Here is an 8,521-nt window from a genome sequence, read left to right on the forward strand (position 1 = left end):
TCCAGCCGCCGGGAGTCGTAGTAGATGGCCATGAACTCGTCGCGGCTGCCGCCCCCGCGGCCCTCGCCGATCCAGTCGTAGTACCCGGGCAGGTCGTCCTCGATGTCCCTCAGCTGCGCGTACAACCCTTCCTGCGTGCCCAGCACGGTCGGCTGCTCGCGGCGCAGGAGCTGCGCCATGGCCGGCCGCCGCTGAGGCCACGAGTTCGGCCCGCGGTCCGAGGCGAACCGCAGGTTGAACGACATGACCTGCAGCGTGTCGCCGTGGGCCGGACCGATCACCGGCGGCGCGTCGGTTCGCTCGGCCGTGGCCGGCTCGGTGAGGGGGAGAGCGAACAGGCCCATCAGCGCGCAGACCAGCCCCAGCGTGCGAAGCGCTCGACGAGGCATCGGGTCCTCCGCTCGCCTCGGCTGGGTCACCTGCCATTGTAGGAACACCGGACCCGGTCGCTGGCGCCTTCCGCGCGGCCGCCGATAGGTTCTGCGGGTGATCGAGACCGACCTTGTCCTGGGCGACGGCCGCACCCTGCACGTCTACGACTCCGGCGCGGACAGCGGCGGGCGCACTGTCGTCTGGCACCACGGCACCCCCAACATCGGCGCGCCGCCCAAACCGCTGTTCGCCACGGCCGCCGAGCTCGGCCTGCGCTGGGTCGCCTACGACCGGCCCGCGTACGGCGGGTCGACGCCGCGGCCCGGCCGGGACGTCGCGTCGGCGGCCGCGGACGTCGCCGCTGTCGTCGACACGCTGGGTATCGAGCGGTTCGCGGTCATGGGCCACTCCGGTGGCGGACCACATGCCCTGGCGTGCGCCGCGCTGCTGCCCGAGCGCGTGGTCTGCGCGGTGAGCGCGGCCGGGCTCGCCCCGTTCGGCGCCGATGGGCTCGACTGGTTCGCGGGCATGTCGGACGCGAGCCTGGGATCGCTCGGGTCCGCCGCGGAAGGGCGCGCCGCCAAGGAACGGTACGAGGCGAGCGAGGACAAGCCCGAGATGGAGTTCGCCCCCGCGGACCTGGCCGCGTTCGACGGCGCGTGGGCCTGGTTCGGCGAGGTGGTGGGCCCGGCCATCGAGCCCGGCCCGGCCGCGCTGATCGACGACGACCTCGCCTACGTCTCGCCCTGGGGCTTCGATCCCACCGCGATCACCGTGCCGGTCCTGCTCCTGCACGGCGAGCGGGACCGGGTGGTGCCCAGCACGCACGGCCGGTGGCTCGCGACCCACTGCCCCACCGCGGAGCTGCGCCTGACCCCGGAGGACGGCCACATCTCGATCCTCAACTCCGGCGACGCCGCATTGCGGTGGATCGGGGAGCACGCCGGCTGAGCCCGCCCAGGGCGAACCGCCGGTGTCGCGGCCCCGGCGGTTCGGGTTGGCGGGTCAGGCGTTGAGCAGCCGGTCGAAGAACGAGCGGTACCTGCGCAGGGCCACCCGCAGCTCCTCGGTCTCGCCGCCGCCCTGCCACCCGCCTGCCAGCTCGTGCTTGTGCCGGGCGAAGATCTCGGCCAGCGACCGGACCACCTCGCCCACCAGCTCGTCGGCACCCCGGACGGCCTGCTTCGGGTCGTCGACGAAGTCGGCCTGGAGCTCGCGCCAGCGGGTGCGGAAGCGGTCGATGTCGTCGCTGCCGAACAGGACGGCGCCGCTGTCCTCCTCGGCCGTCGCCGCGGGTTGCCGGGGCCAGTCGGCCGCGGCGACCGGGCCGGGCGGCTCGGTGCCCTCGCGGAGGTCGGTCGCCTGCGCGGCGGGGTCGGTGCCGTTGCGGAAGTCCGGCGGCGGCTCGGCAGGGGCGCCCGGCGGCTCGGCCGCTCCCGGCACCGGCGCGGGCACCGGCGTGGGCACGGGTGCGGGCATCGCCTGGACGGCGGCCTCGGAGGCGGGCGGCTGCTCGGGTCTCGCCTGGGCGGCGCCCTGGACCGGGATCCGGTCGGTCGCCGGGTAGTCGTAGCCGCGGGGCGGCTCGACCCTCCGGTCGCCGGGGGGCGGGACGTCGGTGCGTTCGCGGGACAGGTCTTCCTGGCGCATGGCGTTACCTCCGGTGCTCATCGACCCGGTCCTCGACCCGGTCGTCCGTGTGCTGAGGGGCGTCGACGCCGACCAGGGCGACGAAGACCTTCCGGTAGTGCACCAACGCCGTCCGCAGGTCCTCGGTGGACACGCCGGCCTGCTCGTGCCGGGTCCGGATGTCGTGCCCGGTGCGGTAGTGGTCCACCGCCGTCGCGTGGTCCACCGACAGGTCGGCCGCCTGCTGGTCGAAGCCGTCGGTCGGGTAGCCGCGCTCCCGCATCACGTTGTCGACCAGGTTCTCCGCCCCGGCGACCGCCTCGTCGGGCTGGTCGACGAAGTGCTCCTGGACGAGCGTCCACTCCTGGGCGTAGCGCACGCGGGCACTGTCGGACAGCGGCTTGAGCTCGAAGCCCGCGTGCCGCTTCTGCCGCGCGGTCAGCACCCGTTCGGCCACCCTGCGGTTGTCGGCTTCCTCGATGCTGCGGTCGTACTCCGGGCCGAACCGCTCCCGCAGCCGCCGGCGCCGCATCAGCTGTCCGGCGAACAAGGCCCCCGCGATCACCAGGACCACCACGACGATGATCAGGACGATTGCTCCCGTCGACATCACGCGCTCCTTCCTCGGACGTCCGTGGTCGGGCGACCGAGTAGTGCCCTCATCCGGTCGCGGAGAAACAACCGGACCCGGACATTGCGGCATTCGGCGGTATGCCGGCTCGCCGGCGGAGCATCGGGACCCGGTGGGCCGGCACGCGGGCGCCGCCAACACATCGTCGTAATCTCCTGGCACCATGGCGGAAACCGGGCGCGGGTGGGATCTTCCCCATGACCCCCCGTCGCCGCAGACTCTTGGCCGTGTCCCTCTCGGCCGCCGCCCTCGTCACCGCGCTGACCACGACCACGTCCACCGCCGGCCCCGAGCGGCACCAGGCGCCGTTCCCCGCCGAGCTCGAGACCGCGACCGTCGCGCAGCTCGACCGGCTCCTCGACGATCGCAAGATCACCAGTGTCGACCTCACCCAGGCCTACCTCCAGCGCATCGAGGCGCTCAACTCCCAGGGCCCGTCACTCAACGCCGTGCGGGCGCTCAACCCCAGGGCGCTCGCCGAGGCGAAGGCGGCCGACCAGAAGCGCAGGAGCGGCGGCCGGCACGGCCCGCTGCTCGGCATCCCGGTGCTGGTCAAGGACAACATCGACGTGAAGGGCATGCCGACCACCGCGGGCTCGGTCGCGCTCGAGGACTCCTACCCCAGCAAGGACGCCTCGCTCGTCACCAACCTCCGCGACGCCGGCGCGGTGATCCTCGGCAAGGCCAACCTGACCGAGTTCGCCAACTTCCTCGCCAACGGCATGCCCGGCGGGTACAGCTCACTCGGCGGCCAGGTGCTCAACCCGTACGACGTGTCGCAGACCCCGAGCGGGTCGAGCGCGGGCTCCGGGTCCGCGGCGGCCGCCGGGCTCGCCCCGCTGACCGTGGGCACCGAGACGTCCGGGTCGATCCTGAGCCCGTCGGCGGCGAACTCGCTCGTGGGCATCAAGCCCACCGTCGGCCTCATCAGCCGCACGGGCATCGTGCCGATCGCCGCCAGCCAGGACACCGCGGGCCCGATGACGAGGTCCGTGGCCGACGCGGCCGCCGAGCTGACCGCGCTCACCGGCATCGACCCCCTCGACCCGGCCACCGCGGACAACCCCCTCGCCGGCCACGACTTCACCACCGACCTGAGCACCGGTGCCCTGCGGGGCGCGCGCATCGGCGTGGTGCAGAGCCAGATCCCGGCCGCGGGCACGGACAACCGGGTGCTCTGGGACGCCGCGGTCGCCGCGCTCGCGGGCCAGGGCGCGACGCTGGTGCCGGTCACGCTCGACACGGGCAGCAGCATCCCGGGCGGGTCGACGGTGCTGAACTACGAGTTCAAGCGGGACCTCAACGCGTACTTCGCCCGGCTCCCCCGCAACGCGCCGATCGGGTCGCTCGCGGAGCTGGTGGCCTACAACGAGGCCCACGCGCCGGTCGCGCTGAAGTTCGGCCAGGCCAGAGCCCTCACCTCGCAGGCGATGGACCTCACCCCCGGCAGTGCCGACACCGCCAGGTACGCGGCCGACCGAGCCCAGGACCTGGCCGACAGCAAGGGCCGGATCGACGCGGCGATGCGCGACAACACCCTGACCGCGCTGCTGTTCGCGGGCAGCGGAAGCGCGTCCATCGGCGCCCGCGCGGGCTACCCGTCGATCACCGTGCCGGCCGGCTACCAGGCGGCGAACAGGCGGCCGTTCAACATCTCCCTGCTGGGCCAGGCCTGGACGGAGCCGGCGCTGCTGGGTTACGCCTACGCCTACGAGCAGGCCAGCAAGCTGCGCCGGCCGCCATCGGAGATCAACCCGACGCTGTTCCACTGCTCGTCCTGCCCGCCGTGATCGCCGCCCTGCCAGGAAAATGACCGGTCGTGGAGTGCTGCGCCACCCCGCCGAGGGGCGTGGCGCAGCACTTCGCCGACCGCGCAGCCTCCGTGGCGCACAACCTTGGCGCGCAGCGCGGCTGCCCGTCCGACCGGGACCGAGCCCGCCCTCCGCCCCCGGGTCCGAACCGTTGCGGAGGTCGTAGTGTCTAATGGTATGATAGTTAGCACTTCGGGCGGCGGGAGGGACGAGCATGCTCAGACCAGAGCTCAACGAGCTGTTGACGCAGACCGGGCCTGGTACGCCGATGGGGGATCTCTTTCGGCAGTACTGGATTCCGGCGTTCCTCGCCGAGGAACTGCCCGAGGACGACTGTCCGCCGGTACGCGTCAAGCTCCTCTCCGAGCGGCTCATCGGCTTCCGGGACAGCACCGGGCGCTACGGGCTGATCGACGAGTTCTGCGCGCACCGCGGCGCCTCCCTGTGGTTCGGGCGCAACGAGGAGGGCGGCCTGCGCTGTGCCTACCACGGCTGGAAGTACGACGTCACCGGCCAGTGCCTCGAGGTGCCCTCCGAGCCGGCGAACAGCAACTTCTGCACCAACGTCAAGCTCACGTCCTACCCGCTGATCAAGGTCGGCGACATCCTGTGGACCTACCTGGGCGACCCGGCCAAGCAACCCGCGCCGCCCGAGTTCGAGTTCGTCCACGTGCCGCCGGAGCAGACCTACACCTCCAAGCGCTGGCAGGAGAGCAACTGGCTGCAGGCGCTGGAGGGCGGCATCGACTCGAGCCACGTGTCCTGGCTGCACTCCGGGGCGCTCAAGAGCGACCCGCTCTTCAAGGGCGCCAAGGGAAACAAGTACAACATGGCCGACCTCAAGCCCTTCTTCGAGGTGGCGGAGGCCGACGGCGGCCTGTTCGTCGGCGCGCGGCGCACGGCCGAGGACGGCAACTACTACTGGCGCATCACCCCGTGGGTCATGCCCGCCTTCACCATGGTCCCGCCGCGCGGCGACCACCCGGTGCACGGCCACTTCTGGGTCCCGATCGACGACGAGAACTGCTGGGTCTACACCTTCGACTACCACCCGGTCCGCGCGCTCACCCCCGAGGAGCGCCAGGCCATGATGGACGGCTTCGGGGTGCACAGCGAGAACATCCCCGGCACCTACCGGCCCGTGCAGAACAAGGACAACGACTACCTGATGGACCGCGAGGCGCAGAAACGCGGCGAGCACTACTCCGGCATCAGGGGCATCGCCATCCAGGACGCCTCGCTGCAGGAGAGCCTCGGCCCCATCGTCGACCGCACCAAGGAACGGCTCGTCGCCGCGGACAGCGGCATCATCAAGGCGCGCCAGAAGCTGCGGAAGGCCGCGATCGCCTTGCGGGACCAGGGAGTCACGCCACCCGGGGTCGACCCGGCGCACCACCGGGTGCGGTCGGCCGCGGTGCTGCTGCCCCGGGAGGAGTCCTTCCTCGAGGCGAGCCGGGACGCGGTGACCGTCGTGCCGGGCGTCCCCCAGCACTCGGTGTGACCATGCAGCCGATCCTGCTCAACAGCTGCGCCAAGGCGGCGACGGCGAAAGAGGCCCGGTTCCGGATCGACGCGCCCATCGCGCCCGCCCGGGCCACCCGGGTGGTCGCGCTGGACGACGCGGCCGAGCCGGTGGTCCGCCAGGTCGCCCGGCAGGAGTGGGCCGACGCCCGGTTCTTCAAGGCGTTCCACCCGAACGGCAACGGTTCCGCGGTCAATGGTGCCGTCAACGGTTCGGTCGACGGTTCGGTCGACGGGAGCCTCGCCGACATCGTCCTCGTCGGCACCGACGGCGCCGAGTCGCTGCTGTCCGAGGTGCTCTCCGGGGCCGACGTCGCGGTGATGGTGGCCACCGGCAACGACGGCGCCACGGTGGCCTCGGCCATCGGCGACGCCTGCACGCTGCGCGGCATCATGACCGCGGGCCTCGTGCTCGCCGGCGGGCACGACGCCGGCGCCGCGGTGGCCGCGCTGCGCCCGCACGCACGGGTGATCATGGTGACCTACGACGAGCACGACGTGTCCGAGGTGCTCACGGCGCTGCGGGCCTGAGCCGGAGGTCTGGAATGGACACCAAGGTCACCATCCCCGCGCTGCAGGCGATGAAGCCGGCCGGCACCAAGATCGTCGGCGTGGTCGTGTGGGACTACCAGATGGCGCGGATCGTCGACCGGGCCGGCGTGGACATCGTCTCCGTCGGCGACACGGTCGGCGTCAACCTCTGGGGGCACGCGAACCCGCTCGAGGTGACGATGGAGCAGATGATCGTCGTCGCCCAGGCGGTCCGCCGCGGGGTCACCCGGGCGCTCGTCAGCTGCGACTTCCCGTTCGGCCCGCTGCAGGAGGGGCCGGCCGCCGCCGTGCGGGCCGCGATCCGGCTCGTCAAGGAGGCCGGCGTCGACCTCGTGAAGCTCGACGGCGCGGCCGACCAGCTCGAGGCGGTCACCGCGGTCGACCGGGCGGGCATCCCGGTGTTCGCCCAGTTCGGGATCACGCCGCAGACCGCGTTGCGCTACGGCGTGCCCTACACGGGCAGCGCGGGCGCGGCGGTGCCGGTGGAGATGACCGAGGAGCTCGTCGCCGAGGCCAAGCGGCTGGAGGCGGCCGGCGCGTCGCTGCTCAACTTCACCAACTCCGGGCCGGTCGTCGGCGCCGAGGTGGCGCGGGCCGTGTCGATCCCCGTGCTCGGCGGCTTCGGCGGCGGCCCCTGGCTCGACGGGCGGATGCGGATGGCCAACGCGGCCATCGGCTACGCCGCGTCGGGGCTGGACGACCCGCCGGACACCTACGCCAACGTGGCGCGGATCAGCTACGACGCGATCACCGCCTACGCCGAGGACGTCCGCGCCGCCCGCCCGGTCAAGGGCCGGTGAGCCGGTGCCCACGACGACGATCGACGGGATCCTCACGCGCTACGAGGTGGCCGGTGCGGGACCGCCGCTGCTGATGTTCTCGCCGGGCGGCTTCAACGCCTCGCTCGACACCTGGCGGTCCCAAGGCGTCTACCGCCGCCTCGACCTGCTCGGCCACCTCACCGCCCGGTACACGTGCATCACCTTCGACAAGCGCGAGACGGGCCAGTCGGGTGGTCGCGTCGAGCGCATCGGCTGGCGGTCGTACGCGTTGCAGGGCAAGGGTTTGCTCGACCACCTCGGCATCGAGCGGGCGCACCTCATGGGAGGCTGCGTCGGCTGCTCCATCGTCACGACGCTGGCGGTGGCCCACCCGGAGCGGGTGTCGAGCATGGTGCTGTACTCCCCCGCCGGCGGGCCGAGGTACCGCATGGCTCAGCACGCCCGGCTGGGGCGGCACCTGGCCTTCGTCGCCGAGCACGGGCTCGCCCCGGTCGCCGAGTTGGCGCGGGGCGGCGACTCGACCTTCACCCAGGACCCGCGCGTCGGCCCGTGGGTGACGGTCCTGCGGCGCGACCCCGACTTCGCGGCCGCTTATGCGCGCGGGGACGCCGAGCGCTACGCCGTCGTGGTCACCGGCATGTCCCGCCTGCTGTTCGACCGCGACACCGTGCCGGGCCCCGAGCCCGAGGACCTGATGCTGCTGGACCTCCCCGCGCTGGTGGTCCCCGGCGAGGACAGCTCGCACGCCACGTCGGCGGCCCGGTACCTGCAGGAGTGCCTGCCCCGCGCCGACTACTGGGACGCCCCCGTCGCCGAGCAGACGGCGGAGACCGCGCCGAAGCGGATCCTCGAGTTCCTGGCTAGTCCGCCTCCCCGGGATTGAAAGTGTGCGTTGCGTCCCAGCGAATGGTGCGGGTGTCGAGGTGGATGGTGGCTGGGTGCCGTCACTAATCCGCCTCCCCGGGATTTAAAGTGTGCGTTGCGTTCCGGCGAATGGTGTGGGTGTCGGGGTGGGTGGTGGCTGGGTGTCGTCACGGTCCCCTGAGGTTCCGGTGGTGGCGCAGGACTTCACACGATGATCTATGAGACAGGCCTTAGTCCTGGCGGTCGACCGGGCCGCCGAGAATCGTGCCGGACCTTTCTTGACGGAGCACTAAAGCCGCTCGCCGCGTTCGAGGGCGGCGATCTGGTCCAGGCGCTGCTGGTGCCGGTCGCCCTTGAAC

Annotated in this window: 8 protein-coding genes and 1 pseudogene; 6 read left to right on the plus strand and 3 right to left on the minus strand. The window is 72.4% G+C overall.

Annotation, left to right across the window (positions count from 1 at the left end; genetic code table 11):
* Window positions 1–389 (minus strand): annotated as a pseudogene (locus tag VGD70_RS14125) (endonuclease/exonuclease/phosphatase family protein); the annotation flags it as partial.
* A 97-nt stretch (window positions 390–486) separates the two neighbouring features.
* Between VGD70_RS14125 and VGD70_RS14130 the strand changes: the two are divergent.
* Window positions 487–1,323, plus strand: coding sequence for an alpha/beta hydrolase (locus VGD70_RS14130; RefSeq protein WP_331081875.1), 837 nt, complete (start codon window positions 487–489; stop codon window positions 1,321–1,323).
* A 54-nt stretch (window positions 1,324–1,377) separates the two neighbouring features.
* On the opposite strand, the gene VGD70_RS14135 is transcribed toward VGD70_RS14130, so the two are convergent.
* Window positions 1,378–2,043, minus strand: a complete 666-nt coding sequence (locus tag VGD70_RS14135; protein ID WP_331081877.1) for a hypothetical protein — start codon at window positions 2,041–2,043, stop codon at window positions 1,378–1,380.
* Window positions 2,027–2,611, minus strand: a complete 585-nt coding sequence (locus tag VGD70_RS14140; protein WP_331081879.1) for a hypothetical protein — start codon at window positions 2,609–2,611, stop codon at window positions 2,027–2,029. Before VGD70_RS14140 ends, VGD70_RS14135 begins: the two co-directional genes overlap by 17 nt.
* Before the next feature lie 248 nt (window positions 2,612–2,859).
* On the opposite strand from VGD70_RS14140, the gene VGD70_RS14145 reads away from it, so the two are divergent.
* The 5 genes from VGD70_RS14145 (at window position 2,860) to VGD70_RS14165 (ending at window position 8,181) form a co-directional block, all read left to right on the plus strand.
* Entirely contained in the window at window positions 2,860–4,422 is a 1,563-nt protein-coding gene (locus tag VGD70_RS14145; RefSeq protein ID WP_331081881.1) for an amidase family protein, read from the plus strand.
* A 235-nt stretch (window positions 4,423–4,657) separates the two neighbouring features.
* Window positions 4,658–5,944 (plus strand): Rieske 2Fe-2S domain-containing protein, encoded by a 1,287-nt coding sequence (locus VGD70_RS14150; RefSeq protein WP_331081882.1) that lies wholly within the window; start codon window positions 4,658–4,660, stop codon window positions 5,942–5,944.
* A 2-nt stretch (window positions 5,945–5,946) separates the two neighbouring features.
* Window positions 5,947–6,495 (plus strand): hypothetical protein, encoded by a 549-nt coding sequence (locus VGD70_RS14155; protein WP_331081884.1) that lies wholly within the window; start codon window positions 5,947–5,949, stop codon window positions 6,493–6,495.
* A 14-nt stretch (window positions 6,496–6,509) separates the two neighbouring features.
* Window positions 6,510–7,316 (plus strand): 3-methyl-2-oxobutanoate hydroxymethyltransferase, encoded by an 807-nt coding sequence (locus tag VGD70_RS14160; protein ID WP_331081886.1) that lies wholly within the window; start codon window positions 6,510–6,512, stop codon window positions 7,314–7,316.
* A gap of 4 nt (window positions 7,317–7,320) precedes the next feature.
* The gene (locus VGD70_RS14165; RefSeq protein ID WP_331081888.1) at window positions 7,321–8,181 is read left to right on the plus strand and encodes an alpha/beta hydrolase; all 861 of its coding nucleotides are present in this window, start codon (window positions 7,321–7,323) and stop codon (window positions 8,179–8,181) included.
* Window positions 8,182–8,521 lie beyond the last annotated feature (340 nt).

This window comes from Actinophytocola sp. (assembly GCF_036402745.1).
In the GTDB taxonomy this organism is placed as follows: domain Bacteria; phylum Actinomycetota; class Actinomycetes; order Mycobacteriales; family Pseudonocardiaceae; genus Actinophytocola.

Coding starts and splice junctions, on each gene's coding strand:
- VGD70_RS14140 (WP_331081879.1), bottom strand. CDS start 2,611: ATGTCGACGGGAGCAATCGTCCTGATCATCGTCGTGGTGGTCCTGGTG.
- VGD70_RS14160 (WP_331081886.1), top strand. CDS start 6,510: ATGGACACCAAGGTCACCATCCCCGCGCTGCAGGCGATGAAGCCGGCC.
- VGD70_RS14135 (WP_331081877.1), bottom strand. CDS start 2,043: ATGAGCACCGGAGGTAACGCCATGCGCCAGGAAGACCTGTCCCGCGAA.
- VGD70_RS14155 (WP_331081884.1), top strand. CDS start 5,947: ATGCAGCCGATCCTGCTCAACAGCTGCGCCAAGGCGGCGACGGCGAAA.
- VGD70_RS14150 (WP_331081882.1), top strand. CDS start 4,658: ATGCTCAGACCAGAGCTCAACGAGCTGTTGACGCAGACCGGGCCTGGT.